Below are 26,062 nucleotides of genomic sequence, written 5' to 3'. Positions count from 1 at the left end.
GTCGGATATTCGTCACAGGACAGCCCCTGGGTTGAGGATCGAACGGGGGTCGAGGGTGTTCTTGATCAGGCGGGTCAACGCCATCACGTCGGGGCCCACCTGATCGGGTAACCAGGGCTTCTTGAGCCTGCCCACGCCGTGTTCCCCGGTGATGGTGCCACCGAGCTCGATCGCGAGGTCCATGATCTGACCGAACGCAGCGTGTGCTCGCTCCAGCATCTTCTCGTCATCGGGGTCGTAGACGATCAGCGGGTGGGTGTTTCCGTCTCCCGCATGCGCGATCACCGCGACGGTCACCGCATTGCGCTCGGCGATCTCGGCGACGCCGGCGACCAGGACCGGGAGCATCGGCAACGGTACTCCCACATCCTCGAGGAGAAGGCTTCCGAGGCGTTCGACCGCGGGAATCGCCATCCGCCGCGCAGCGGTGAACGCGGCGCCCTCATCAGGATCGGACGTGTCGAAGACGTCGTGAGCCCCGGCGTCCCGGCACGCACGCACCATCACCTCGATTTCGTGCTCCGCGGCCGCACCCGGAGCGTCGGATTGTGCGATCAGCATGGCCTCGGCGCCGCGGTCCAGATCCATCCGCAGTGCGTCCTCGACGGCGTTGATCGTGGTGCGGTCCATGAATTCGAGCATGGCCGGGCGAAGTGTTGCGGTGATCGCGATGACGGCGTCCGCCGCGGACTTCACCGAACCGAAGGTCGCGACCATCGTCGATGCCGGTGGCTGCGGTGGGATCAAGCGGAGCGTCACCTCGGTGATCACTCCGAGAGTGCCCTCACTACCTACGAACAGTTTCGTCAGCGATAGACCCGCGACGTCCTTGAGCCGGGGGCCACCGAGCCGCACCGCGGTGCCGTCGGCGAGAACCACTTCGAGCCCGAGCACGTAGTCGGAGGTCACCCCGTACTTGACGCAGCACAGCCCACCCGCATTGGTCGCGGCGTTGCCGCCGATCGAGCAGATCTCGAACGACGACGGATCCGGCGGATACCACAGGCCGTGTTCGGCTGCGGCTGCCTTGACCTCGGCATTGAGCAGACCCGGCCCCGCGACGGCGGTGCGTGTGGCCGGGTCGATCGTGATATCACGCATCTTCTCGGTGCTGAGAACGATTCCGTCGGCGAGACCGCCGGAGCCTCCGGACAGGCTCGTTCCGGCGCCGCGGGGCACCACCGGGACACGGTTCTCGTACGCCCACCGCAACGTGGTCTGCACATCAGCGGTGGAGGTCGCGCGGACGAGCGCGAGCGGCACGGCCGCGTCCGGGTCGATCGCACGATCGTGCCGGTACCCCGCGAGGATGTCGGGATCGGTGACGAGGACCCCGGCCGGAAGCTGCCCGGCCAGGGCCGTCGGGTCGGCACGCGGTGACGTCACGACACAGCCGGAACGTACCGGGCGCGCAGCTTGTGTTTGACGAGCTTGCCGGTCGGAGTGCGAGGCAGGTCGTCGGAGAAGTCGATGCTGCGCGGGGCCTTGAACTTCGACACCTTGGACCGCACGTACTCGAGTAGTTCCTGCTCGACCTCGGGTCCGGGTTCGACACCTTCAGCGAGTTGCACCACGGCCTTGACCTCTTCGCCGAACTCTTCGTTCGGCACGCCGATGACCGCGACGTCGAACACCTTGGGATGAAGGGTCAGGACGTTCTCCGATTCCTGCGGATAGATGTTCACACCGCCCGAGATGATCATGAATGCAGCGCGGTCGGTGAGATACAGGAACCGATCCTCGTCCAGATATCCGATGTCGCCGCTGGTCGTCCACGTGGGGTGATCGGGATGCGTTGCCTTCTCGGTCTTCTCGGGGTCGTTGTGGTACTCGAACGGACGCTCGTCGCGCTCCCACCACACCGTCCCGATTGATCCCGTGGGTAGTTCCTGGCCGTCCTCACCGCAGATCCGGACGTGGCCCATCACGCCGTCGTGTCCGACCGAACCCGGACGAGCGAGGGCCTGTTCGGAGTTGATGAAGGTCACGCCGGAGCCTTCGGTGGAGGCGTAGTACTCGTTGATCACCGGCCCCCACCACTCGATCATCGCCCGCTTGATCTCGGGTGGGCACGGTGCTGCAGCGTGAATTGCGACCTTCATGCTCGACACGTCGTACTTCAGGCGGGTTTGCTCGGGAAGTTTGAGCATGCGCACGAACATCGTCGGCACCCACTGGCTGGCGGTGACCTCGTACCGATCGATCAGCGCGAGCGCTTCTTCCGCATCGAACCGGTCCATGAGGATCACCGTGCCACCCACCGACTGGATTGTGCCGCAGAACCGCAGTGGCGCAGCGTGGTACAGCGGTGCGGGGCACAGGTACACCGTGTCCGAATCGAAGCCGTACATCGGGGCGAACACAGCTGTGTACGGGTCGGGAATGTCCTGGACCTGCCCGTCCCGCAGCTTCGGCTTGATGCCTTTGGGGCGGCCCGTGGTGCCGGACGAGTACAGCATGTCCTGGCCGCGCGGCTGATCGTCGAGAGGTGTGGTGTCGAAGCGTTCGACGGCCCGTGCGTAATCCTCGAATCCGGGCAGCGTTCCGCCGTACGCGAGCCGGTGCTCCACTTTCGGATATGCGTCGGCAGAGGTGTCCACCGCGTCGGCGGCATTCGCGGAGACGATCAATGCCTTCGCGCCGCAGTCGTCGACCACATATGCGGCTTCGTGAGCGGTGAGGTGCCAGTTCACGACGGTGATGTACAGGCCGGAGCGCAGTGCGGCCCAGTACACCTCCATCACGCGGAGGTCGTTGTCGGAGATAAGGGCGACGTGATCACCAGGTTTCAGTCCTAGTTCGCGCAGGTACTTCGCGAGCCGGAGCGAGTTCTCGTCGAGTTGTCGGTAGGTCAGTGACTCGCCAGTGGCGGGGCGCACGATAGCGGCCTTGTTCGGTGAGGTGGCGACGAAGTTACCTGGGTACATGCACCATGGTTTATCACAGGTTGTGGCGCACGCCACAGTGTCCGTTCCGGTGGGACGATCGAGTGGTACTCCGACATGAAAAAGAGCGAGCTCATCGACGCGCTGGGCAACCGTTGACGCCGCGGGTGGCCACAGAAATTCATCCGAACTCGACTGTTCACCCGAACTCGACGCCCTGGGCGAGCGGAAGCTCGTCGGAGTAGTTCACAGTGTTGGTCGCGCGACGCATGTAGGCCTTCCAGGAGTCGGAGCCGGATTCGCGCCCCCCGCCTGTCTCCTTCTCCCCGCCGAACGCGCCGCCGATCTCGGCGCCGGACGTGCCGATGTTCACGTTGGCGATACCGCAGTCCGAACCCGCAAGAAAGCGCTCGGCCTCGCGTTGGTCGGTGGTGAAGATCGACGACGACAATCCCTGGGGAACATCGTTGTGCAGAGCGATCGCTTCGTCGAAGTCGTCGTAGGGGAGCACATACAGGACAGGTGCGAACGTCTCCTCGCGTACGACGTCGGTCTGCGCGGGCATCCGTACGAGCGCTGGAGAGACGTAGATGCCGTCCCCGAGCACCTGCACCCGTTGCCCACCTGCCACGAGGATGCCACCGTCGAGTTCTGCGCGGTCGAGGGCCGATCGCATCGCATCGTACGCGCGTGAGGAAATCAGTGGTCCCACGAGAACGCCGTCGTCGAACGGGTTCCCCACCCGGAGTCCGCGGTATACGGTCGCGAGGCGCTCCACGAGATCGTCGATGACGGAGCGATGCACGATCAGCCGGCGCAGCGTGGTGCAGCGTTGTCCTGCGGTGCCTGCCGCGGCGAACACGACTCCCCGCACCGTGAGTTCCAGATCTGCCGAGGCGGTCACGATCGCGGCGTTGTTGCCACTGAGTTCGAGCAGACAGCGGCCGAACCGTGCGGCGACGCGGGGCGCGACTATCCGTCCCATCGGGACCGAACCGGTGGCGCTGACCAACGCTATCCGTGGATCGTCGACGAGCGCTTCACCTGCGGTAGCGTCGCCGAGCAGCACATGATGCAGGCCGGCGGGCGCATCGACGTCCGCCGCGGCACGACGCAGCAGTGCGTCACACGCGAGAGCGGTCAGCGGAGTGGTCTCCGAGGGCTTCCATACCACGGGGTTGCCACACACCAACGCGATCGCGGTGTTCCACGACCACACCGCCACCGGGAAGTTGAACGCGGATATCACGCCGACCACACCGAGGGGGTGCCACGTCTCCATCAAGCGGTGGCCGGGTCGCTCGGATGGCATCGTGCGTCCGTAGAGCTGCCGCGACAGGCCCACGGCGAAGTCGCACACGTCGATCATTTCCTGGACCTCGCCGAGTGCCTCGGAGGGAATTTTTCCGACCTCGAGCGTGACGATCTCGGCGAGGTCGTGTTTGTGCTCGACGAGCAGTTCACCGAACCGGCGGACGAGCCGACCTCGTACGGGAGCGGGGACGTTGCGCCACTGCTCGAACGCGTCTGCGGCAGAGGTTATGGCCGTGTCGATCCGGGCCGCGGTGTGTGGTTCCAGCTGTGCGAGTTCGGTGCCGTCGATGGGTGTGGCGACCGCCAGAGCGCCACCGTCGTCGGGCAGCGTGGCGCCGCACTTCTGCACAGCGGTGCGCGCACGATTACTGAAAGTGTCCGTTGTATTCATCGGTGGGTCCTTGGTCGCTCGGTTAACCTGCGCTGGTGCCGGAATCTTCGAAAGAATCGCTGGACGAGATCGATAGGTTGCTGTTGCGCGAACTGATTGCGGACGGCCGCGCCACGTTGTCGGTGCTTGCCGAGAAAGCCGGGTTGTCGATTTCCGCGGTGCAGTCGCGAGTGCGCAGACTTGAATCCCGGAACGTGATTCGCGGCTACACCGCGAAAGTGGACCCGGAAGCGCTCGGCCTCATGCTGTCGGCGTTTGTCGCGATCACCCCTCTCGACCCGTCCCAGCCCGACGACGCGCCCTCTCGTCTACGTCACATCGAGGCAATCGAATCGTGTCACTCGGTGGCGGGCGATGAAAGCTATATGCTGCTTGTGCGTGTTGCGACGCCGCGGGAACTCGAGTATCTCCTCCAGGAGATCCGCGCGACCGCGAATGTTGCCACTCGAAGCACCGTCGTGCTGCAGACATTTTACGAGAAGTGACGTATCGACGCTTTGTTCTTCAATTGAAACCACGGCTGGACTGAAAATATTCGCGTACCCTCGCGAATATGAGCACTGCATTCCGTGATCGGGACGGTGCCGATGTTGTGGCACCCGACCGGGTACACGCCGTCCTCGGGTCGCACATGCTGACCGACGGGTTTCCCCTTGTCCTGGATCTCGAACGCTCGAGAGGGGTGCGCCTCGTCGACCGCCGCGACCGCACATGCTATCTCGACATGTTCGGCTTCTTCGCGTCATCCGCACTCGGAATGAACCATCCCGACATTGCCGACGATCCCGAGCTTCGGGACGAACTTGCCGCGGTTGCCGCCAACAAACCCAGCAACTCCGATATCTACACCGTGGCGATGGCCCGTTTCGTCGAGGCCTTTGTACGGATACTCGGTGACCCTGCACTGCCGCACCTGTTCTTCATCGACGGCGGTGCCCTCGCCGTCGAGAACGCGCTCAAGGCCGCATTCGACTGGAAGAGCCGGCTGAACGAATCGCACGGTCGCGATCCTGCACTGGGGACCAAGGTGCTGCACCTGACAGAAGCGTTCCACGGGCGCACCGGATACACGATGTCGCTGACCAACACCGATCCTGTCAAGACCGATCGGTTCCCGAAATTCGATTGGCCGCGCATCGACGCTCCGTACCTGCGTGACGGTGGCGCCGTCGAGGAGGACGAAGCACGCGCGCTCGCGCAGGCGCGTGCTGCTTTCACGGACAATCCTCACGACATCGCGTGCTTCATCGCCGAACCCATTCAGGGTGAAGGCGGCGATCACCATTTCCGGCCGGAGTTCTTCCAGGCGATCGCGGCACTCTGCCGCGAGCACGATGCACTGCTGGTCGTCGACGAGGTGCAGACCGGAGTCGGCATCACGGGAACGATGTGGGCGTACCAGCAGTTCGGCATCGAGCCCGACATCGTTGCGTTCGGTAAGAAGACCCAGGTGTGCGGGATCATGGCCGGTGGGCGTCTCGACGAGGTCCCGGACAACGTCTTTGCGGTGTCTTCGCGGCTGAACTCCACCTGGGGTGGCAATCTCACCGACATGGTGCGTGCCCGCCGGATCTTCGAAGTGATCGAGCGCGATCGACTGGTCGATAACGCGCGGACGACCGGCGCGCATCTGCTGGCTGCGCTGCGGCAGCTCGCGGCGCAGCATCCGATCGTCACCGAGCCGCGGGGCCGTGGGCTGATGTGCGCGATCACATTGCCATCACAGGAATTTCGTGATCGAGTACTTGCTCGTCTCTACCGCGAAGAGCAGGTCCTCATGATCGGCTCGGGGTCGCGCGGAATCCGCTTCCGGCCGCCGCTCACCGTCACCTCCGCCGAACTCGACGAGGCGGTTACCGCGCTCGACAGGGTGCTCGCGGCTGTCGTCTGAACAAGAGCTGTCGTCTGAGAAGTGTTGTGCTCGAGGTGTGCTTGCCTCGAGATGTCGTAGCACCCTGGGCCATGAGCGTGAGCACCTCGCGTTCCCCTCGCCGACAGGTCAGTGGTACCCGCGTGACTGTGGAATCGGCAGCGACAAATGCAGCAGTTCAGGGGACGTGTCTCGATGGGATTGACCTCCCGTCAAGCAGAAGGAACGCTTGGCGGTATGAGCATCAAGGTCGACCTCGACGCACTCGACGCCGCGCTCGGTGACTTCGAGTATGCCTACCTGCTGACCACCGGTACCGACGCCAAGCCGCACGCGGTTGCGGTGACTCCGGTCCTCGTCGATGGTGTGTTCCGCATCGGCGAACCGGGTCGCCGGACCGGTACCAACGCGCAGGTGCATCCGGGCGTCTCACTCGTTTACCCACCGGCGATCCCGGGCGGATACTCGTTGATCGTCGACGGGGAGGCGGAACTGGATGGGTCGGTGTTGCATGTCCGGCCGACCTCGGGAGTGCTGCACCGGCCCGCCACCGCCGAGCATCCCGCGATCAACCCTGGGTGTGATGCCGACTGCAGACCACTGGCGAACTAGAAGTTGAGCCGGCCGCCGTTACCAGGACACACGAGTGCCCTGGTAACTGTGGCTGATTCTGTGTTCTGTGGTGGAGGTTCTGTGATGGAGCTAGGCGACCAGATCCGGCCGGTTCCCCGGGATCGGTGCCTGGAACAGATCCACACTCGCCGGCGGGATGAACTGCGGCCGACGCTCGCCGGTCATCTCCACCTCCCACTCGGTGTGATGCATCAACCGATGGTGATGACCACAGAGCAACACCAGATTGTCGAGATCGGTATCACCACCATCGACCCAATGGTGAAGATGATGCGCATCTGCCCATGCCGGGGGTGTCGAACACCCCGGGAAAGCGCATCCACCGTCACGGACTGCCAGGGCTCGACGCTGCTCCCGGCTCGCGGTGCGGCGGGTCTGCCCGTGCGCGAGCAGCACCCCGTGTTCGTCGAGAAGGATCCGGGTGACCTGACAATCACACGCAAGCATCCGGGCAGCGTCGATCGACAACGGCCCGGCCCACGGCTCGGTCGCATATCCAAGCTCGGGACTGTTCGCGAATAGTTCTTTCACCGCAGTGTTGTTCGTCAGGTCGTTGATCGACGCGGTGACCGTCACGTGCGGTTTCACGCCGCCCTCGACGGGGACAAGTCCGGCGGCCTCGACGAACTGCAGGAGTTGATCGAACGCGTCGGCGTTGCGTTTCGACGCCGGCCGGTCATCCTTGACGCCATTTACCTCCGGTCGTGGTGCGGCCAGCGGGGACAGCAGATGCCGCAGACGCGCGCCGGTGACGGCATCGAACTCGCCTTTGATGACGACCCGGCCGTGCCAGGTGGTCGAGACGAACAGTTCGTTGCGGCCCGAGTCCTCACCCGGTGGTGGCCCGTCGCCGGTGCCGTAGAGGTGTTCGAGTCGGCGGATCAATGCCCTCACGGTCGCTGTGGTCGCGACGTTCGTGCCGGCGTGCTCGATCAGGATGTCGCGGGCCTTCTCGAACTCGCAAGGGTTCATGGTGCGGGGATAGTGCTGGCAGAAGTAGGCGATCTGCCGTGCCTTCTGTGCATCGAGCAGGCCGGATGAATAGGCTTCGCGGACTTCCGGTTCCAACCGTAAGAGCCGAGCGAGTGTTTCGATGCGGTGCATTCGCCGAGTTCGAGATTCGTCGCTGCGCACAACCAGTGGGCGGGGCTGCGGTAACCATGGTCTTTGACGGTTTCGCGTTCGAACATCGCGATCATCAGATCCACTCGCTGCACCTGCACGGTGTGGATCTCGGCGGAGACGGCGAGCGTCTCGGCCATGAGTTTGTGCGTCGTTGTATTTCCAGAGGTCCCCACCCATGATCGAAGCCTATCGAACAAGCGATATACAAGGAAAATCGAACAATTGATCTACTGCAACGAAAGCCGGGACCGTGTGCTGCTGGATCGGATCATGTTGCGTAACTTGGGTGGCATGACCGATGCCGTGGATGCAACCGATGTCACGCCGACCTTTGCGGTTCCGTCGCTGGTCAACCTCCGAGACATCGGTGGCCGAGCGAGCTCGTTCGGTGGTGTCATTCGCACCGGTGTGGTCTTTCGCTCGACAGCGTTGGCCGATCTCACCGACACCGACATCGATGTGCTCACCTCGCTGCAGATTTCGGCTGTGTACGACCTCCGGACGGCTGCGGAACGTGAGCGACGTCCGGACCGGCTACCCGACGGCGCGAAACTCATCGGTCTCGATGTACTCGCGGATCGTCCGACGGGCTCGGTCGCGGGATCCCTCGCCGACGTGGTCGCCGACCCTGTCGCTGCCGCAACTCACTTGGGGGACGGGCGCGCCGAGCAGCATCTGCTCGGCACCTACCGGGAACTCATCACCCTGCCGAGTGCAGTGACCTCGTACCGTCAGCTGTACACCGGTATCGCCCACGGAGATGTTCCGGCGCTCATTCACTGCACCGCAGGCAAGGATCGCACGGGTTGGGCCGCCGCAGCGCTGCTCATGTTCGCCGGCGCGACCGAGCAGGACGTCTTCGACGACTACCTGTTGACGAACGAGATGCTGCTCCCGAAGTTCGAGGAGATGTTCGCCAGGTTCGAAGCCGCCGGCGGCGACCGTGCTCTGTTTCTCCCACTGCTCGGGGTCCAGCGCGCTTATCTCGAGAGTGCCGTCGACGAGGCGCTGCGTCGATACGGCACAATCGACGAGTACTTCGCGTCGGGTCTCGGACTCGACGACGACAGCCTGCAGGCATTGCGTACCCGGATGATCGACACCGAGAACGCCCGGCCTGTCGAATAGGGCCGGTGGTCTACTGCGTTCGTCCGGCACGAACTCGCCGACCGATACCGGCGGCGATCGCAAGGCCGATGGCAATACCCACCAGATCGGCGCACCAGTCCCACACCGACCCGGACCGCCGCACCGCGACCGTGGCCTGCAGGATCTCGGTGACGATTCCGTAGGCCGCGAGCCACGCCACGGTGATGGCAGGGGAGATGCGGGCGGATCGAGAGCAGTAGGCCAGCACGGCGAACATCAATGCGTGCGTGACCTTGTCGGTATGAGGCGGGCCACTGGGGACGGTGCCGCCGGGTGTGAGCAGCATGAAGGTGATGGCGACGGTGGCGAGTATCAGCGGGACGACGCGATACGAGACACCTTGGAACGGGGAACGCCAGCGATTGCGGGACGCACAGGACACGAGTCAGTTCTTCTTTTTCTTCTCGGGCTTGTCGTCATCGTTGTCTCGTCCCGCATACAGGACGATCGATACGGCCGGAACGAGAAGGAACCAGAGCCACGTGTCGAATACGAAGAACAGTACGAGAGCCAGAAGCGGCGTCAGGCCCATTACGATCTCTCGCCAATGATCGAGGGTGCCCGATGCATTGTCCTTCTCCTGCACGGTTTCCGGCACGTTCGCCGTTACTGCGGGGAGATCGGTGAACAGGATCTCGAGTTCCCCACGGGTGGTCGCAGACGAAGCCTGCGCGCTCCGTTCCTCGAACTCGGACAGGTTGAGGCGGCCGTGGCTGAAATGCTCGCCCAGCAGATTCAACGCTTCGGCTCGCTCGTTGTCGCCGACGCGGATTTCGGGGGAGTCCATGATCAGAGCCTAGATCACGACTTTCTGTTCAGTGCTCGCTGCGGCGACGAACTCGTCCCGTAGGTCGGCCCGGCGGTCACCCCGTTCCGGATTTTCGAATCAGCCGCAGTCCGCGCCTGACGACGATGAACAGGATTACGAAGCTCAGCACGATGGCGATCGGGTGGCGGACCGCCACCATGATGACCAATGCCACGAGCGCGAACGGCACCAACGTGAGGAGGTCCGTGGCGACGTTTCCTGCCGCGGGTGTATGCAGGAACGACGGTGCCGACGGTAGGTCCGAGAACAACGGAACGAGATCGGCGCGAGTGACGGCTTGTGTCGCAAGCGCGACTCGATCATCGAACTCGACGAGTGACAGCCGACCGGCCGCGAAGTGTTCACCGAGCAACGCGATCGCTTCTTCGCGCTCCGCGGTGCCGATCCGGATCTCGGGCAGTTCGGCCATACGCCCAGAGTAGTAGGAGCTGGGCGACGGGTGGATTACTCACCGCGCACGGTCAGGCCCAGCCCTCCCGTGGCAAATCTCGTGACCGCGGCGCGGGCAGCGTCGAGCGCGTCGGTGTGTCCGTCGATCGCGGTCCCGCTCAGCGCACCGTCGGGCAGCAATGTGATGGTGGCCTGCACGTCGGCGGTCGTCGACTCGCACACCGACCAGCCGTACGCGGTGTCGTCGGCCCACGCGTCGAGCTCACGCGCGAGGAGGTACCAGTTGCCGGCGTTGATCTCGACAGGTTCCATCGAATGCCTTCCGAACTTCTGTGAGGTGGAGAAGCGACGGCGCCCGATCCCCTGTGCGGGGACGGGCGCCGTCGATGGTGTTCAGCGCGCGTGATAGCTCAGCGCGTCATCACTTGAGTTCGGCGAGGACCGTCCCCTGGGTGATGGCTGCACCCGGCTCCACCGACAGACCGGTGACGACACCGGCCTTGTGTGCGGTGACCGGGTTCTCCATCTTCATGGCCTCGAGCACTGCGATGAGGTCGCCCTCGGCGACTTCCTGTCCCTCGGCCACCGCGACCTTGACGACGGTGCCCTGCATCGGAGCGGTCACGGCATCACCCGACGCCTTGCCGCCACCGGCGCCGCCGCGCTTGCGTGCCTTCGGCTTCTTGCGGATCGCGCCTGCGGCGCCGCCGTTGCCGCTGAGCGAGAACTGCCCGGGCAGCGACACCTCGACGCGGCGACCGCCGACCTCGACGACCACATTCTGACGCGGCAGGGCCTCGTCCTCGTCATCGGCTGCACCGCCGCCGGTGAACGGCTCGATGGTGTTGTCCCACTCGTTCTCGATCCACTTGGTGTAGACGTCGAAACTCTCGCCGTCGCCCACGAAGGCGGGGTTCTCGACGATGTGGCGGTGGAACGGGATGACCGTGGCGAGGCCGTCGACCTCGAACTCGGCGAGGGCGCGGGCGGCGCGCTGCAGAGCCTGCTCGCGGTTCTCGCCGGTGACGATCAGCTTGGCGAGCATCGAGTCGAACTGACCGCCGATGACGTCGCCCTGGACGACACCCGAGTCGACGCGCACGCCCGGGCCCGTCGGCTCCTTGTAGACGGTGATGGGGCCGGGGGCGGGCATGAAGCCACGGCCGGCGTCCTCGCCGTTGATGCGGAACTCGAAGGAGTGGCCGCGCGGCGTCGGGTCCTCCGTCAGCTCGAGCTTCTCGCCGTTGGCGATACGGAACTGCTGGCGCACGAGATCGATGCCTGCGGTCTCCTCGGTGACCGGATGCTCGACCTGCAGGCGGGTGTTGACCTCGAGGAACGAGACCGTGTCGCCCTGAACCAGGTACTCGACGGTGCCCGCGCCGTAGTAGCCGGCTTCCTTGCAGATGGCCTTGGCGGACGCGTGGATGCGACCACGCTGGTCGTCGGTGAGGAACGGTGCGGGAGCCTCCTCGACGAGCTTCTGGAAGCGACGCTGCAGCGAGCAGTCGCGCGTGCCCGCGACGATGACGTTGCCGTGCTGGTCGGCGATGACCTGGGCCTCGACGTGGCGGGCCTTGTCCAGGTACTGCTCGACGAAGCACTCGCCGCGACCGAAGGCGGCAATGGCCTCGCGGGTGGCGGACTCGAACAGCTCGGGGATCTCTTCGATGGTCTGCGCGACCTTCATGCCGCGACCGCCACCACCGAAGGCCGCCTTGATGGCGACGGGCACGCCGTACTGCTTGGCGAACTCGACGACCTCGTCGGCGTCCTTGACCGGGTCCTTGGTGCCTGCTGCCATCGGAGCGTTGGCCCGCTCGGCGATGTGGCGTGCCGTCACCTTGTCGCCCAGGTCGCGGATGGACTGCGGCGACGGGCCGATCCAGATCAGGCCCGCGTCGATGACCGCCTGCGCGAAGTCGGCGTTCTCGGAGAGGAAGCCGTAGCCGGGGTGGATCGCGTCGGCGCCGGACTTGGCCGCGGCGTCGAGGATCTTGTCGAACACCAGGTAGGACTCGGCCGAGGTCTGGCCACCGAGGGCGAACGCCTCGTCTGCGAGCTTCACGAACTGTGCGTCTGCGTCGGGTTCGGCGTAGACCGCGACACTTCCGTAGCCTGCATCCTTGGCGGCTCGGATGACCCGCACAGCGATCTCGCCGCGGTTCGCGACGAGCACCTTCGAGATCTGCGCGCTGGCATGACTGGGCACGGAGCCTCCTGTTGATCGATCGTTAGGTTATTTCAGTCGTCGGCAGTCTAAGCGCCAATCGGATAGACGATGTAACCGGATGGCCTCTACACACTACGGCGCGCACTCGAACGCACAATGCTACTGACCAGTAGCTGGAAGGCCGGCGTGTTCCAGGTCGGGTGCCCACGGTCCGGATGAGTTGAGCCGGTCCATGAGCATGCGGACACGTTCCAGGAATCGCGGAACGTTCGTCGTCGCCTCGGGATTGTCGGGGAATCTGGCGGAGACATTGATTCCCTCGGGCGTCCGATTGATCCATACATAGACGTCGTGCGTGTAACTGCGGCTACGCAGCGCCCGGGCGTTGGTTTCCGGCCATTGGGCCGCCATGGGCACGAACCGGACGTCCATATACGACACGAGGAACCGAGGGCGGATCGGTACGCCGAGCAATTCGGCAACCCTGTCGAACGGAATGCGCGCACTCGCGCGGGTACGTCGCAACTCCTGTGCTGCTCGGCTTGCGAGGGTGACGAAACCGGGCGAACCGCCGAGGTCGAGATCGATCGGCCGGAGCCCGACGAACCAGCCCAGAGAACCGGCCCACATCGGTCCGGTCCGGGTATGTGAGGGAACGACGGTGCGGAAGTGTCCGGCGTCCGTGAGGTCCGCGGTGGCCTGAGCGAAACACGCCAGCACCCCTGAGAAGAATCCGGCATCGGCGTCACGGCATCGTTCCGAGAACCGGGTCGCATCCTCGCTGTCGAACCATCGCTCGGACAGACGTGCCTGGGGAGAGGTTCTGGTGGTGCGTCGGCCGATCGGCAGCGGGAACTCCGGGATCACGCCTCCGCTCTCTTGCAGGGTGGTGCGCCAGATCCGGACCGCCTCGTGATTGACGTCGAGGTCGCTGGCGTCGGCACGCTCGGACGCTCCGAAATCGATGTAACTGCCGACGGGGAACAGATCGGCCGGTCGGCCGGTCCTTTCCTCCTCGTACAGTGCCGTGATCTCGTGCGCCACGAGCACGATGGAGTAGCCGTCGATGATCGAGTGATCGGCTCCGAAGAACACCGTGAAGGCCCGGTCGGCGTCCCGCTCGCTCTGCCCGCCTGATTCCCCGTGCGAATCGGCGGATTCGTGAGTCAGCGTCGCGAAGACATACGCGGGCCACAGCTGTGGTGTCGTGTAGTCGTCGTACAACGAATGGAGCAGAGTCCGGATGGTGGCGGAATCCGCCGGGTCGTGTTGCACCCGCCGCACCGCAACCTTTCCGGGTGGTGCCGTCCGGCGGATCAGCGCGCTGCCCGGATTGCCCTTCGAGGCGAACGTCGCCTGACTGCGCAGTGGCTCATGACGGTCGATCCACCGTTGGAGGGCGCGACCGAAGACCTCCGGGTCGAGTGCGCCCGCAATCTCGAATGCGGTGCCCAACCACGATTCCCGGCCCTGGCCGGTCCGCGGATCAGCAGACCGGCGCAGGTGCGCCTCGTGGATGTACGACGCCGGACGAGGATCCTGACGCCAAGCGTCTTCCGCGGCGCAAGGCAACCACTCGGTCAAGATCCCCGCCGGGATGGAGTAGTCGGCGAGCTCCGTGAACTCCATGGCCTTTCAGGCTCGCAGATGCCGCTTGATACGTGCGAGCATCGCGCTCATGCCGCGAAGCCGCAGCGGACTGACCGCGTCGGCGAGACCGAGATCGGAGTAGAAGTCGTCAGGGACGTCGAGGATCTCCTGTGCGCTGAGGCCGTCGAGTCCCTGGTGCAGGATCGATGCGAAACCACGCGTGGTGGGTGCCTCGGCGGGCGCACTGAAATGCAGCTTCACGTGCGCCCGGTCGGCGGCATCGACCGAAAGGAACAGGGGCGACTGGCATTCGGGGACCGGCTCCATCGCTGCTTCCTCGAGTTCGGCAGGCAGCGGAGGCAACTCGCGGCTGAACTCGAGGAGCAACTGGAGTTTGTCCTGACCCTCGACGGCGGCGAAGTCGTCCACGATCTCGGCGAGCGGTGCGGGGATGCTCATGACGCCGGGAGGCTTCCGGGCTCCTCGCCCCGGGCGATCGGGACGCGCACGGCGTTGCCCCATTCGGTCCACGAACCGTCGTAGTTCCGCACATTCGGGTAGCCGAGCAGATGGGTCAGGACGAACCAGGTGTGGCTCGACCGCTCACCGATTCGGCAGTACGCGACGGTGTCGTCGTCCTTGCTGATACCTGCATAGATCTCGTCGAGTTCGCCGCGCGAACGGAATCGGCCGTCAGGCGCCGCAGCCTTCGCCCACGGGATCGACACGGCGGTGGGGATGTGGCCACCGCGCAGCGCGCCTTCCTCCGGGTAGTCGGGCATATGGGTGCGCTCACCGGTGTACTCCTGCGGCGACCGGACATCCACCAGCGGACCCTTACCCAGGTGGTCGAGCACGTCGTCTTTGAAAGCCCGGATGGGAGCGTCGTTGCGTTCGACGACGGGGTAGCCGCTGGTCGTCGTGACGGGAATGTCGAGGGTGGTATCGCGGTTCTCGGAGATCCACGCGTCGCGGCCGCCGTCGAGCAGGCGGACGTCCTCGTGACCGAACAGCGTGAACACCCACAGTGCGTATGCGGCCCACCAATTGGACTTGTCGCCGTAGATCACGACCGTGTCGGTGCGCCGGATTCCCTTGCGGTCCATGAGCGCGGCGAACGCAGCACCGTCGATGTAGTCGCGGGTGACCGGATCGTTGAGGTCGAGATGCCAGTCGATCTTCACCGCGCCGGGGATGTGTCCGACGTCGTAGAGAAGCACGTCCTCGTCGGACTCGACGACCTTCACCTCGGGGTGGCCCAGATGAGCGGACAGCCACTCGGAGGACACGAGGCGGCCGGGATCTGCGTAGGCAGCGAAGGAGGGGTGGGGGTCGGGCGCGACGGGCACAGGGGCTCCTGAGGCAGTGGTGGCAGGTGCGTCGTCGATTCTAGGCGGTACCTTCGATCGGTGTGATGTCCAGTCGACCCGGCCCCGCCGAACTGTCCTCGCGTGCTGATATCGACCGCTTGGTCGAGTTCTTCTACGAACGGGCGATGGCCGACCCCCTGCTCGCCCCGGTCTTCGAAGTCCTCGCCATCGTAGGGCTCGACGAGCACCTCGTGGTCGTCGGTGATTTCTGGGAACAGATCCTCTTCCGCACGACCCGTTACGAGGGGGCGTTCACCCCCGTTCACCGTGCATTGCACGGGAAATACGGCCTCACCCCCGAGCATTTCGAGCGCTGGCGCGAGCTGTGGCACGACTCGGTCGACGAACTCTTCATCGGCGTCGACGCCCACCGAGCGAAGTCGAAAGCGGACGCCATGGTCACGGCACTGCGACGCGCGACGATCGGAGTGTGACCGACCACCAGTTCGGCGCAACGGACTCGAAGGACGGCAGCTGTGGGCGCGCGATCGGAAGGTCAGTCGTCGTCTTCCATTGCGTCGAGCACATACTCCGCAAACCACGGGTTGTGAGACCGGGCATGAGAGCGGCCGCCGCTGTCGGCCAGCAGCGCGGCAAGAGGTCCGATCGTGGACTCGTCGAGCGGCAGCGTGAAGAACTGATCGTCGGCACCCTCGTCGGAGAGGAACCAGTCGATCGCCACAGCGTCCCCTTCCGCAGCCGCATTCTCGACCGGCCGGAAACGCAGCAGCGGGTAGCGCACGGGGAGTTCGTCGAGTCGACGTCCGAGTTGTCGCAGGAGAGCGGAGGTCGAGATGACCATCACGGTGTGGTAGTCGACCGTCTCGCCGTTCTCGGTGTATCGGTCGACGTAGAGCACATCGAGCGACCCGAGGCCGAGTGAGAACAGACGGGTCGCCCCGGACGGTGCGTCGACGGCCGGGAGGCAGCTCAACGTCCACTTCTCGCCCGCGACCGAATCCGGATCGTCGAATGCGGTGGCAAGGTAGCCCGCGACGAGATCGACGACCACCTCGAAGAACGGTTCCGCGCGGAGGCGCTCGAAGCTTCCCTCCGTCGCGCTGCCGTCACTCATCGGCGAAGGAGTTCGAGGACCAGAGGTCTGCGATGGAGACCCCGACATCGAGGAGGAGGCGCCGGACGAGCGGCAGGCCGATTCCGATCACCGACGACGGATCGCCTTCGATACCGTCGATGAACCAGCCACCGAGTCCGTCGAGTGTGAACGCTCCGGCGACGCCGAGCGCCTCACCGGTCGCGAGATAGGCTTCGAGGTCGGCATCGGATGGAGTGCCGAAACGCACTGTCGTGCCGGAATGGTCGTCGACCTGCGAGACGATCTGCCCGCCGCGTGCACGCAGCACACTGTGCCCGGTCAGCAATTCTGCGCTGTGCCCGGACATTCGCTTCCATCGGGCCCGGGCCATGTCGACGGTGCCGGGTTTTCCCTGGAGCTTCCCGTCGAACAACAGCATCGAATCGCAGCCGATCACCACGAGATCCTCGAGTTGGTCACGGGCGCGACCGTCCGCGGTGAGTGCACGAAACACGTCGGTTGCCTTGGCGCGGGCCAGTGTGGTGACCACAGCTTCGGGTGCCGCGGTGGGGCTGAGTTCCGCGATGAGTGCGTCCTCGTCGACTTCGGAAACCTGGACGAGCGGGTCGACCCCGGCGCCGCGCAGCACGGACAACCGTGCCGGCGACGCCGAGGCGAGGACCAAGCGGGGCATGGATCAGCCGCGGTTGGGGTAGGAGTACGGCGAGAACGGCGCCCACTGCCGATGCATCCGGGTGGGTGCCCCCCATGTCTCCGGCGGTTTTCCGTCGCCCTCGGGGGCGGCGCCGGCGCTCGCGGCCGCGAGCACTGTGACCAACGCTGCGACATCGGCGTCGGTCGGGTTTCCCTTCACGATCCGGATCGCGGGCGCGTCGGGAGTCGCTGCCGGCTCCGTGTCCGAAGGCGCCGAGGTCTCGGTGCCCTCGAGGGCACCGTCGGTCACGGCGGTCAACTCTGCGTCAGTGATGATCTTTTCCTCGGTCAGCGCGGTCACAGCGGAATGTTCCCATGCTTCTTCGGCGGGAGCGAGACCATCTTGCGTTCGAGGAGTCGCAGTGCGGACACGATCTGGCCGCGGGTATGCGACGGCGGGATGACCGCGTCGACGTAGCCGCGCTCTGCCGCGACGTACGGGTTCACGAGAGTGTCCTCGTACTCGTTCTGCAGTTCGAGGCGCAGTGCGTCGACGTCCTGACCGTTCGCGGCGGCCTCCTTGAGCTTGCCGCGGTACACGAATCCGACGGCACCGGAGGCGCCCATGACGGCGATCTGCGCGGTCGGCCAGGCGAGGTTCACGTCGGCGCCCATGTGCTTCGAACCCATCACGTCGTACGCTCCGCCGTAGGCCTTGCGGGTGATGACGGTGATCTTGCCGACGGTGGCTTCGCCGTATGCGTAGAGGAGCTTCGCGCCGCGGCGGATGATGCCGTTGTACTCCTGCTCGGTGCCGGGGAGGAAGCCCGGGACGTCGACCAGCGTGATGATCGGGACGTTGAACGCGTCGCAGGTGCGGACGAAACGGGCAGCCTTCTCGGAGGCGTCGATGTCGAGGCAGCCGGCGAACTGTGTCGGCTGGTTGGCGACGATGCCGACGCTGCGGCCGTCGACGCGACCGAAGCCCACGATGACGTTCTGGGCGCGCTCTGCCTGGACCTCGAGGAACTCGTCGTCGTCGAGCAGACGACGGATGACCTCGTGCATGTCGTACGGCTGGTTCGCCGAATCCGGGATGATCGTGTCGAGCTCGAGATCCTCGTCGGTGAGCGAGTCCTCGATCGATCCGGAGATCGGGTCGGTCGGCGCCATGCGCGGTGCTGCGGCCTGGTTGTTCGACGGCAGGTAGGAGAGCAGATCCTTGACGTAGTCGAGGGCGTCCTGCTCGTCGCTGCCGACGTAGTGGGCGACACCCGACTTGACCATGTGGGTGTGGGCGCCACCGAGGTCTTCCATGGTGACGTCTTCGCCGGTGACGGTCTTGATGACGTCGGGGCCGGTGACGAACATCTGGCTGGTCTGGTCGACCATCACCACGAAGTCGGTCAGGGCAGGGGAGTAGACGTGCCCACCGGCAGCCGGGCCCATGATCAGCGAGATCTGCGGGATCACGCCGGAGGCCTGCACGTTGCGGTGGAAGATCTCGCCGTAGAGGCCGAGGGAGACGACGCCTTCCTGGATGCGGGCGCCCGCGCCTTCGTTGATACCGATCAGCGGTCGGCCGGTGCGCAGCGCCAGGTCCATCACCTTGACGATCTTCTCGCCGTAGACCTCACCGAGGCTGCCGCCGAAGACGGTCGCATCCTGGGAGAACACACAGACGTCGCGACCGTCGACGGTGCCGTAGCCGGTGACGACGCCGTCACCGACGGGACGGTTGTCGGCGAGGCCGAAGTTGGTGCTGCGGTGGCGGGCAAGCGCATCGATCTCGACGAACGAGCCTTCGTCGAGGAGCGCAGTGATGCGCTCGCGGGCGGTCATCTTGCCTTTGGCATGGACCTTCTCGATGGCTGCTTCACCGACCGGAGCCTGAGCCTTGGCCTGGCGTTCGCGCAGGTCTGCCAGCTTACCGGCGGTGGTGTGGATATCGGGCGTACTCGCCGCCTCGGGCGCGGACGGCTCCTGGACAGTGGTCATGGGCAGTCAGCTTAGCGATCGTCAATCTGCGCCGCCGCACGGAGGTCCGTGTGCGTTGAATTATTGAACTGGAGCTACCCGCGAGTAGTTGTTTCCGGTCACTTTAGGCTGGGGCGCATGTCCCGCAACCCCGAATTGCCGAATGATTCCGACCTGCGTGTTCCGCTCGACGTGTCGCAGCTGCGACGCGTGCTGGTGGACGGCGCAGGAGGTGGCGAAGGGTTCTACGAACGCGTCGACGTCGTCGACGAAACGGGGTCGACGAACGCCGACCTCCTCGCCGAGGCCGCATCCGGCGACCGTCGCGTTCTGCTCGCCGAGTTCCAGAGCGGAGGGCGCGGACGGCACTCGCGTGCCTGGAACGGAATTCCCCGGGCACAGGTGATCGTGTCGGTGCTGCTGAAGCTGCCCGGTGTCGCCCTTCCGGATCTCGGTTGGCTTCCGCTGCTCACCGGTATCGCGATCGTCGATGCGGTCCGTGAAGTCACCGGTGTTCCGGCAGAGCTCAAGTGGCCCAATGACGTCCTCGTCGACGACCGTAAGCTTGCGGGCATCCTTGTCGAGGTAGCGTCGACAGCCCCGGTTCCCACAGTCGTCGTCGGTGTGGGGCTCAACGTCACGCTCACCGACGACGAACTGCCCGTACCCACTGCGACGTCACTGCTGCTCGCCGGTGCGAACGAACTCGATCGCACGAGGCTCACAGAGGCTCTGCTGGCTTCGTTCGCCGAGCGCATCCGGCAGTGGGAACGGCACGGCTGGGATCCGACGGCCGCCGCGGACGCGTACCGGGATCGGTGCAGCACCATCGGCAGGCGGGTGCGCGCAATCCTGCCCGGCGACACAGAACTGCACGGCAAGGCCGTGAACATCGACGAGCAGGGTCGCATCGTCATCCAACCGGACGGCGAAGGTGAGCCTGTCGCGGTGGCGGCGGGCGACATCACGCACCTGCGGCCGGTGTAGGGCGGTGTGCCATCGTGGTGTCCATGGGATACCCGGAGGATGCTCTAGCACCGGATGAGAATCTGCTGCTGCACCGGCATCCGCACGCGAAGATGCTGATCGTTCCGGTCGTCGTATTCCTACTGGCCACGGCCGTCACGGGGTTCCTGGTCGGGCTTGCGCAGACCCGCCTCGACGGCGGTGCATCCGCAGCTCTGGTGATAGCGGTGCTGGTGTTGTGGGCGATCCTCGTGGGGTGGCGCTGTCTCGTCCCCTTGATTCGGTGGCTGACCACCCATTTCATCGTTACGGATCGGCGAGTGCTCGTGCGCCAGGGCGTGATCACTCATACCGGCATCGACATCCCGATGGGGCGCATCAGCAACGTGCAGTTCCGGCACGGGCTCGTCGACCGGATCCTGCGCACAGGCACGCTCGTGGTGGTCTCTGCCGCTGACGACCCCCTCGAGTTCGACAACATTCCCGACGTCCAGAAGGTGCACGCCCTGCTGTACCGGACGGCGTTCGAGGCACAGGACGGTTCGCCTACCGGCCGTCCCGCGGCGCAACCTTCCGGCGAAGGTGAAGGACATCGCAAGGCATGGTGACTGGCGTGGTGATCCGGTTTCGCGTCGGCCTGTCCGTAGGCTGAGCGAGTGACTGCCGTTCTGCTAGCGGAAGACGATGAAGCAATCGCTGCGCCTCTGTCCCGAGCGCTGGGGCGCGAGGGCTACGACGTGACCGTCGAGGCCACCGGCCCCCGAGCGCTCGAACAAGCGCTTTCCGGGAACTACGAGTTGCTGATCCTGGACCTCGGGTTGCCGGGCATGGACGGCCTCGAAGTGTGCCGTCAGATCAGAGCGAATCGTTCCGACCTGGCGGTGCTGATGCTCACAGCGCGCACCGACGAGGTCGATTTCGTGGTGGGGCTCGACGCAGGCGCCGACGACTATGTCGGTAAGCCGTTCCGGCTCGCCGAACTGATGGCGCGGGTACGCGCGCTGCTGCGCCGCCGCGGGGGCGGTGACGCGGACGAAGTTGTCGAGGTCTCCGGGATCCGCCTCGAACGCGCAGCGCGGCGTGTTCTTGTGGACGGCTCCGAGGTGACTCTTGCGAACAAGGAGTACGAACTCCTGCGTGTCCTGCTCGAGCACGCCGGGCAGGTCGTCTCGCGCGACGCAATCCTCGACGAGGTGTGGGGCGACGCCGATCTCCGAGGTTCGAAGACCCTCGACATGCACATGTCGTGGCTGCGTCGGAAGATCGGCGACGAGGGGCCGGCCGGGGAACGACGCATCGCGACCGTGCGCGGGGTCGGTTTCCGGCTGAACACCGACTAGAAGGGGCGGACGGTGCGCAGGCGCATCCTCAACGCCGTCCTGGCTGCGGTGCTGCTCGTCGCCCTTCTGCTCGGGATCCCACTCGCTTTCACCGCTTACCTGTTCGTGGAGGACACCACACGCAGAGACCTCCGAAATCGGCTCGAGCGGATGTCGGACGAGATCATTGCGCAGGAAGGCACGGACGGCCTCGTGGTGGGAGGACTCGATACCGGTTCGTTGCGGCTTCTCGTACCCGACGGCGGGCGCGTGGTCGTGGTCTATCCCACTCCTGAGAACGAGGCAGCGCGTCTCGACATCGGTGACGTCACCCCGGAGTATCCCCTCGTCGAATCCTTGTCGATGGGTACCTCCGGGTCGCTGCGGATCGAGGCCCCCTCCGAGAACATGCGCACGCTGCAACGACAGGTACTTGCCGCGGTCGGCTTCCTTGTCCTGCTGTCCGTTGCAGTAGGGGCGCTGGTGGCGGTGGCTACCGCCAGACGGCTGGCCTTCCCGCTGCGTGATGTGGCCGCGCGCGCAGCCAGGCTTGCCGAGGGCGACTTCAAACCGGTGCCGCAGCGGCATTCCATCGCCGAGCTCGACCGGGTCTCGGATGTGCTCGACTCCGCTGCGGTGGAGATCTCCGGCCGCCTGCAACGCGAGCATGCGCTGGTCGGCGACGTCTCTCATCAACTCCGCTCCCGCATGACCGCGATCCGCCTTCGACTCGACGAACTGTCCACGCACGAGGATCCGACAGTGGTCGAGGAGGCCGAGGCGGCGATGGCTCAGGTCGATCGCCTCACCACAGCCATCGCGGGGCTCGTGCGTCAGTCTCGGAACAGCGGAGCCGAACTACGGACCGAAGTCTCCGTGGTAGGTGAGCTTGCCGGCGTCATCGCAGACTGGCGCGGTCCGTACCACGATGCGGATCGCGATCTGGTCCTTCGGGGCGACCCGTCCTTGCGCTCTTCCGTGACTGCATCGCGTCTGCGTGAAGCAGTTGCCGTCCTCGTCGACAACGCTCTTGCTCACGGCGGTGGCACGTGCACGGTTTCGGTGCGGCATGTCGCCATGCGGGGGGATTCGACGGTGTGCGTCGAAGTCAGCGACGAAGGTGAGGGCGTCGGCGACGACCTCGTGCCGCACATCTTCGATCGGGGTTTCTCAGGACGAGGATCGACCGGGGTCGGTCTCGCGCTCGCTCGTGCGCTCGCGGAAGCAGACGGTGGGCGACTCGAATTGCAGCGACGGCGACCAGCCCTGTTCGCGCTGTTCCTCGGCGCGGCGCGCGACTGGACGTCGGTGCACATGGACGGAGTCCGGGAACCGAGGTGAAGGCGGTCAGGTCCGGTCGAGGTCGGACTTGTCCAGTTCGTCCACCGTGCGCACATCCGGGACGGTTTCGTCAGGGAATACGAACCGCTTGAAACAGTAGAAGCGGAAGAACATCTGCAGCAGGTTTCCGATGATGTACGCACTGACGAAGTCGGCGATGTTCTCGACGGCAAGGCTGACCTCGGGTACCCGCAAGTTGAAGACGTAACTCGAGATCCACAGCGGAATGAAGCTGAGAACCACTCCGATCCCGCTGACGAAGAAGAACAGGAACGCCTCGTGCGCCCGTTCTCGTCCCCCGCGGTTTCGGAACGACCATTCGCGGTTGAGGATGTACGAGCAGATCACTGCAACCACACCCGCGATGATCTTCGCGGTGACGGGCTTCTCCGAGAGGACCGTCAGCTTCAAGGTGTAGAAGATCCCGGAGTCGATCAAGAAGGTCGTACCTCCGACGATCGCGAACTTGATGAGTTCGCGGTGACGCAGCATCAGCTCCCGTAATGGTGCGGGAAGGCGGCTCAGAGCATCATCGACGACGGACACTCGGCCGAGTCTACGAAACACGGAGCGATTTCCACGAACTACATCGAAAATTTTCAGGCTTACCACAGGAAAGTGACGATTCGGAATATTGGTCCCGAAATGTTCGCCGGGCCGCGAAAGTGATCGGTCACGCGACCCGGCGGCCGCTTGCTGCCCAGTCACGACGGCGCTCCGGCCTGTGACACCATTGGCAGCTGTGACCGGTAGACCTGACTCGCTCCCCAGATCCGACTCTCCCCGCGCGCTGACTGCGGGGATGCCCGTCGTCACGATGATCGGCGGTGGCCAGCTCGCGCGGATGACGCATCAGGCTGCGATCGCGCTCGGCCAGACGCTGCGTGTACTCGCGGGCAGTGAGGACGAACCGGCCGCTCAGGTGAGCCCCGACGTCGTATTAGGCAGCCACGACGATCTCGACGCGCTGCGGCGCGCCGCCACCGGTGCCCACGCGCTGACCTTCGACCATGAGGGCGTTCCGACCGAACACCTCGAAATTCTGCAGAGTGAGGGTGTCGCCGTACTGCCTCCGCCGCAGGCGCTGATCTTCGCGCAGGACAAGATCGCGATGCGCAAGCGGCTCGGCGCGTTCGGTGCGCCCATGCCGAAGTTCGCGGAGATCACCTCGATCGGCGACCTCGCCTCGGCTCGTGAACACCTCGGATGGCCGTTCGTGCTCAAGGCTGCCCGCGGCGGGTACGACGGCCGCGGGGTGTGGATCGTCGACGAGGAGGCCGAACTCGAGCGGATCGTCTCCGAGCAACTCGACCGCGGTGTGCCGCTGCTCGCGGAGGAGAAGGTCGCATGGCGTCGGGAGCTGTCGGCGATGGTCGCCCGCTCACCGTTCGGGCAGGGCGCAAGCTGGCCGGTCGTGGAGACTGTGCAACGAGACGGCCAGTGCTCCGTCGTGATCGCACCGGCACCGGGTCTGCCCGCCCACCTTGCCGCTGACGCGGAGCAGCTTGCGTTGCGGATCGCAGGTGAGCTCGGGGTGGTCGGTGTGATGGCCGTCGAACTGTTCGAGACTCAGGCCGGCGAGCTGATCGTCAACGAGCTCGCGATGCGCCCACACAACTCGGGACACTGGGGAATGGACGGTGCGCGAACGGGCCAGTTCGAGCAGCATCTGCGCGCGGTGCTCGACTACCCCCTCGGCGACACGACTCCCCTCGCACCCGTCGTGGTGATGGCCAACGTCCTCGGTGCTCCGGAGGCTCCGGCGATGAGCATGGACGAGCGACTCCATCATCTGTTCGCCCGGATGCCCGACGTGCGTGTACACCTCTACGGCAAGGGCGAACGCAAGGACCGCAAGATCGGGCACGTCAACCTGCTCGGCGACCCGTCCGGCTCACTCGACGACCCCGAGTACGTCGCAGCGGTTCGGGAACGCGCCGAACGTGCCGCGCATTGGCTCTCGCACGCACAGTGGACCGACGGCTGGAACGAACACACGGGAGAATCAGAATGACGGACACGGCACAGGGGACCCCGATGACGCAGGGCGCACAGGTCGGCCTGATCATGGGCAGCGATTCGGATTGGCCCACGATGGAAGCCGCTGCCGAGGCGCTGGCCGAGTTCGGTATCCGATTCGAGGTCGGTGTCGTCTCCGCCCATCGCACTCCCCAGCGCATGCTCGACTATGCGAAGGACGCCGCCGGTCGCGGGATCAAAGTCATCATCGCCGGCGCCGGCGGTGCAGCTCACCTGCCGGGAATGGTCGCGTCCGCGACCCCACTGCCCGTGATCGGGGTTCCGGTTCCGTTGAAGTACCTCGACGGAATGGACTCACTGCTGTCGATCGTGCAGATGCCGGCCGGTGTTCCCGTGGCCACCGTGTCGATCGGCGGGGCACGTAACGCCGGCCTGCTCGCGGCCCGCATCCTCGGGGCTGCCGACCCGGCGCTGCGTGAACGCATGGAGCGGTTCCAGGCCGGACTCGAGAGCATGGTGCTCGACAAGGACGAGGCGTTGCGGCAGAAGCTGCTCGGCTGACGGCCGGGTGGTCACGAACTCTTCGGGTGCCCGATATCGGCGCGCCGGGTCCACGGCGAGCCGGACAAGCGTTCGATGTCGGTGTTGAACCGTTCTAGATAGCGCGCGAATTCGGCCACGTCGTCGGCGTCCCAATCGACCAGAACGCGTTCGAGTGATTCGATAGCTCGGGCGCGTTCGTGGTCCAGGCGTCGGGCGCCGTCCTCGGTGATCTGGAACTTGCGTGCGATGCCCCCGTCAGGGTCGGGGATGCGCTCGGCCAACCCTGTCTTCAACAGTGCCGAGGTCTGGCGATTGACCGTGGATGAATCGAGTCCGAATGCGTCGCTCAGCTGGCCGATGCTCATCGGTCCCTGGGCTGAGAGGCGACTGAGCATGGTGTACGCACTGCGGTCCAGACGTCCGGCATCTCGCCGGCGGGGGCCGAAGAAGTTGAGATGCCGCCCGACGAGCATCATTTCGAACTCGATCAGGTGCGTCGGCTTGTCCATCTGTGTGTCTCATCACTC

General features: G+C 65.3%; 30 protein-coding genes. 11 read left to right on the top strand and 19 right to left on the bottom strand.

Annotated features, from left to right (window positions below; translation table 11 throughout):
* Positions 1-12: 12 nt before the first annotated feature.
* The 3 genes from MWU77_RS10250 to MWU77_RS10240 form a co-directional block, all read right to left on the bottom strand.
* Complete coding sequence (locus MWU77_RS10250) at positions 13-1,386, bottom strand: FAD-binding oxidoreductase (RefSeq protein WP_169685755.1); 1,374 nt, start codon at positions 1,384-1,386, stop codon at positions 13-15.
* Positions 1,383-2,927 carry an AMP-binding protein gene (locus MWU77_RS10245; RefSeq protein WP_247273572.1) on the bottom strand — a complete coding sequence of 515 codons (1,545 nt, stop codon included), beginning with the start codon at positions 2,925-2,927 and terminating at the stop codon, positions 1,383-1,385. Before MWU77_RS10245 ends, MWU77_RS10250 begins: the two co-directional genes overlap by 4 nt.
* Positions 2,928-3,084: 157 nt before the next feature.
* Positions 3,085-4,590 (bottom strand): aldehyde dehydrogenase family protein, encoded by a 1,506-nt coding sequence (locus MWU77_RS10240; protein WP_247273571.1) that lies wholly within the window; start codon positions 4,588-4,590, stop codon positions 3,085-3,087.
* A 35-nt stretch (positions 4,591-4,625) separates the two neighbouring features.
* On the opposite strand from MWU77_RS10240, the gene MWU77_RS10235 reads away from it, so the two are divergent.
* The 3 genes from MWU77_RS10235 to MWU77_RS10225 all read left to right on the top strand — a co-directional run bounded on the left by MWU77_RS10235 (position 4,626) and on the right by MWU77_RS10225 (position 7,072).
* A complete protein-coding gene (locus MWU77_RS10235) occupies positions 4,626-5,075 on the top strand; it encodes an Lrp/AsnC family transcriptional regulator (RefSeq protein ID WP_247273570.1) in 450 nt (149 codons plus the stop codon).
* A gap of 68 nt (positions 5,076-5,143) precedes the next feature.
* Positions 5,144-6,481: an L-lysine 6-transaminase gene (lat, locus tag MWU77_RS10230; protein WP_247273569.1), complete on the top strand. Its 1,338-nt coding sequence runs from the start codon at positions 5,144-5,146 to the stop codon at positions 6,479-6,481.
* A 216-nt stretch (positions 6,482-6,697) separates the two neighbouring features.
* Positions 6,698-7,072 carry a pyridoxamine 5'-phosphate oxidase family protein gene (locus MWU77_RS10225; protein WP_169685764.1) on the top strand — a complete coding sequence of 125 codons (375 nt, stop codon included), beginning with the start codon at positions 6,698-6,700 and terminating at the stop codon, positions 7,070-7,072.
* Positions 7,073-7,162: 90 nt separating this feature from the next.
* On the opposite strand, the gene MWU77_RS10220 is transcribed toward MWU77_RS10225, so the two are convergent.
* Together MWU77_RS10220 and MWU77_RS10215 are read right to left on the bottom strand one after the other, a co-directional pair.
* Positions 7,163-8,161 carry an HNH endonuclease signature motif containing protein gene (locus MWU77_RS10220; RefSeq protein WP_247273598.1) on the bottom strand — a complete coding sequence of 333 codons (999 nt, stop codon included), beginning with the start codon at positions 8,159-8,161 and terminating at the stop codon, positions 7,163-7,165.
* Positions 8,062-8,355: a hypothetical protein gene (locus tag MWU77_RS10215; RefSeq protein ID WP_247273599.1), complete on the bottom strand. Its 294-nt coding sequence runs from the start codon at positions 8,353-8,355 to the stop codon at positions 8,062-8,064. Before MWU77_RS10215 ends, MWU77_RS10220 begins: the two co-directional genes overlap by 100 nt.
* Positions 8,356-8,509: 154 nt before the next feature.
* Here MWU77_RS10215 and MWU77_RS10210 point away from each other — a divergent pair, with 154 nt between their 5' ends.
* A complete protein-coding gene (locus tag MWU77_RS10210; protein ID WP_247273568.1) occupies positions 8,510-9,346 on the top strand; it encodes a tyrosine-protein phosphatase in 837 nt (278 codons plus the stop codon).
* A 10-nt stretch (positions 9,347-9,356) separates the two neighbouring features.
* Here MWU77_RS10210 and MWU77_RS10205 read toward each other — a convergent pair whose 3' ends face one another.
* The 8 genes from MWU77_RS10205 to MWU77_RS10170 all read right to left on the bottom strand — a co-directional run bounded on the left by MWU77_RS10205 (position 9,357) and on the right by MWU77_RS10170 (position 15,698).
* Entirely contained in the window at positions 9,357-9,653 is a 297-nt protein-coding gene (locus MWU77_RS10205) for a VanZ family protein (RefSeq protein ID WP_247273597.1), read from the bottom strand.
* 99 nt (positions 9,654-9,752) lie between these two features.
* Positions 9,753-10,154 carry a DUF1707 domain-containing protein gene (locus MWU77_RS10200; protein WP_247273567.1) on the bottom strand — a complete coding sequence of 134 codons (402 nt, stop codon included), beginning with the start codon at positions 10,152-10,154 and terminating at the stop codon, positions 9,753-9,755.
* 76 nt (positions 10,155-10,230) lie between these two features.
* Positions 10,231-10,605, bottom strand: coding sequence for a DUF1707 domain-containing protein (locus MWU77_RS10195; RefSeq protein WP_247273566.1), 375 nt, complete (start codon positions 10,603-10,605; stop codon positions 10,231-10,233).
* Between the two features lie 35 nt (positions 10,606-10,640).
* Entirely contained in the window at positions 10,641-10,898 is a 258-nt protein-coding gene (locus tag MWU77_RS10190) for a hypothetical protein (RefSeq protein ID WP_247273565.1), read from the bottom strand.
* A gap of 109 nt (positions 10,899-11,007) precedes the next feature.
* Positions 11,008-12,798 (bottom strand): acetyl/propionyl/methylcrotonyl-CoA carboxylase subunit alpha, encoded by a 1,791-nt coding sequence (locus tag MWU77_RS10185; protein ID WP_169685774.1) that lies wholly within the window; start codon positions 12,796-12,798, stop codon positions 11,008-11,010.
* A gap of 120 nt (positions 12,799-12,918) precedes the next feature.
* Complete coding sequence (locus tag MWU77_RS10180) at positions 12,919-14,388, bottom strand: condensation domain-containing protein (RefSeq protein WP_247273564.1); 1,470 nt, start codon at positions 14,386-14,388, stop codon at positions 12,919-12,921.
* Between the two features lie 6 nt (positions 14,389-14,394).
* Positions 14,395-14,808, bottom strand: a complete 414-nt coding sequence (locus MWU77_RS10175) for a SufE family protein (protein WP_169685778.1) — start codon at positions 14,806-14,808, stop codon at positions 14,395-14,397.
* Positions 14,805-15,698, bottom strand: coding sequence for a sulfurtransferase (locus MWU77_RS10170; protein WP_169685780.1), 894 nt, complete (start codon positions 15,696-15,698; stop codon positions 14,805-14,807). The genes MWU77_RS10175 and MWU77_RS10170 overlap by 4 nt, the downstream gene beginning before the upstream one ends.
* A gap of 65 nt (positions 15,699-15,763) precedes the next feature.
* Between MWU77_RS10170 and MWU77_RS10165 the strand changes: the two genes are divergently transcribed.
* Positions 15,764-16,153 (top strand): group III truncated hemoglobin, encoded by a 390-nt coding sequence (locus MWU77_RS10165; protein WP_169685782.1) that lies wholly within the window; start codon positions 15,764-15,766, stop codon positions 16,151-16,153.
* 62 nt (positions 16,154-16,215) lie between these two features.
* Here the strand turns inward: MWU77_RS10165 and MWU77_RS10160 are convergent, their stop codons facing one another.
* Genes MWU77_RS10160 through MWU77_RS10145 form a run of 4 tightly spaced genes read right to left on the bottom strand, consistent with a single transcriptional unit; the run spans position 16,216 to position 19,407 of the window.
* Positions 16,216-16,794, bottom strand: a complete 579-nt coding sequence (locus tag MWU77_RS10160) for a hypothetical protein (protein WP_247273563.1) — start codon at positions 16,792-16,794, stop codon at positions 16,216-16,218.
* Positions 16,787-17,449 carry a nucleoside triphosphate pyrophosphatase gene (locus MWU77_RS10155; RefSeq protein ID WP_169685786.1) on the bottom strand — a complete coding sequence of 221 codons (663 nt, stop codon included), beginning with the start codon at positions 17,447-17,449 and terminating at the stop codon, positions 16,787-16,789. The genes MWU77_RS10160 and MWU77_RS10155 overlap by 8 nt, the downstream gene beginning before the upstream one ends.
* Positions 17,450-17,452: 3 nt before the next feature.
* Positions 17,453-17,770: an acyl-CoA carboxylase subunit epsilon gene (locus MWU77_RS10150; RefSeq protein WP_169685789.1), complete on the bottom strand. Its 318-nt coding sequence runs from the start codon at positions 17,768-17,770 to the stop codon at positions 17,453-17,455.
* Positions 17,767-19,407, bottom strand: a complete 1,641-nt coding sequence (locus MWU77_RS10145; protein WP_169685791.1) for an acyl-CoA carboxylase subunit beta — start codon at positions 19,405-19,407, stop codon at positions 17,767-17,769. Before MWU77_RS10145 ends, MWU77_RS10150 begins: the two co-directional genes overlap by 4 nt.
* A gap of 117 nt (positions 19,408-19,524) precedes the next feature.
* On the opposite strand from MWU77_RS10145, the gene MWU77_RS10140 reads away from it, so the two are divergent.
* From MWU77_RS10140 to MWU77_RS10125, 4 genes are read left to right on the top strand one after another with little or no spacing between them, the layout of a single operon-like run.
* Positions 19,525-20,373, top strand: a complete 849-nt coding sequence (locus MWU77_RS10140; protein ID WP_169685793.1) for a biotin--[acetyl-CoA-carboxylase] ligase — start codon at positions 19,525-19,527, stop codon at positions 20,371-20,373.
* A gap of 23 nt (positions 20,374-20,396) precedes the next feature.
* On the top strand, positions 20,397-20,960 hold the full coding sequence (locus MWU77_RS10135; RefSeq protein WP_169685795.1) for a PH domain-containing protein: 564 nt from the start codon (positions 20,397-20,399) through the stop codon (positions 20,958-20,960).
* Between the two features lie 48 nt (positions 20,961-21,008).
* Complete coding sequence (locus MWU77_RS10130) at positions 21,009-21,692, top strand: response regulator transcription factor (RefSeq protein ID WP_169685797.1); 684 nt, start codon at positions 21,009-21,011, stop codon at positions 21,690-21,692.
* Positions 21,693-21,704: 12 nt separating this feature from the next.
* A complete protein-coding gene (locus MWU77_RS10125; protein WP_247273562.1) occupies positions 21,705-23,012 on the top strand; it encodes a HAMP domain-containing sensor histidine kinase in 1,308 nt (435 codons plus the stop codon).
* Between the two features lie 6 nt (positions 23,013-23,018).
* Here the strand turns inward: MWU77_RS10125 and MWU77_RS10120 are convergent, their stop codons facing one another.
* Complete coding sequence (locus MWU77_RS10120; protein ID WP_374229850.1) at positions 23,019-23,558, bottom strand: GtrA family protein; 540 nt, start codon at positions 23,556-23,558, stop codon at positions 23,019-23,021.
* A gap of 196 nt (positions 23,559-23,754) precedes the next feature.
* Here MWU77_RS10120 and MWU77_RS10115 point away from each other — a divergent pair, with 196 nt between their 5' ends.
* Together MWU77_RS10115 and purE are read left to right on the top strand one after the other, a co-directional pair.
* On the top strand, positions 23,755-25,026 hold the full coding sequence (locus tag MWU77_RS10115) for a 5-(carboxyamino)imidazole ribonucleotide synthase (RefSeq protein WP_247273561.1): 1,272 nt from the start codon (positions 23,755-23,757) through the stop codon (positions 25,024-25,026).
* Positions 25,027-25,049: 23 nt separating this feature from the next.
* A complete protein-coding gene (gene purE / locus MWU77_RS10110; protein WP_247273595.1) occupies positions 25,050-25,553 on the top strand; it encodes a 5-(carboxyamino)imidazole ribonucleotide mutase in 504 nt (167 codons plus the stop codon).
* Between the two features lie 11 nt (positions 25,554-25,564).
* Here the strand turns inward: purE and MWU77_RS10105 are convergent, their stop codons facing one another.
* Entirely contained in the window at positions 25,565-26,044 is a 480-nt protein-coding gene (locus MWU77_RS10105; protein ID WP_169685803.1) for a MarR family winged helix-turn-helix transcriptional regulator, read from the bottom strand.
* Between the last annotated feature and the right edge of the window lie 18 nt (positions 26,045-26,062).

It is taken from the genome of Rhodococcus sp. F64268, from assembly GCF_023015605.1.
In the GTDB taxonomy this organism is placed as follows: Bacteria; Actinomycetota; Actinomycetes; order Mycobacteriales; family Mycobacteriaceae; genus Rhodococcus.
This window is presented reverse-complemented; position numbering and strand designations above follow the sequence as displayed.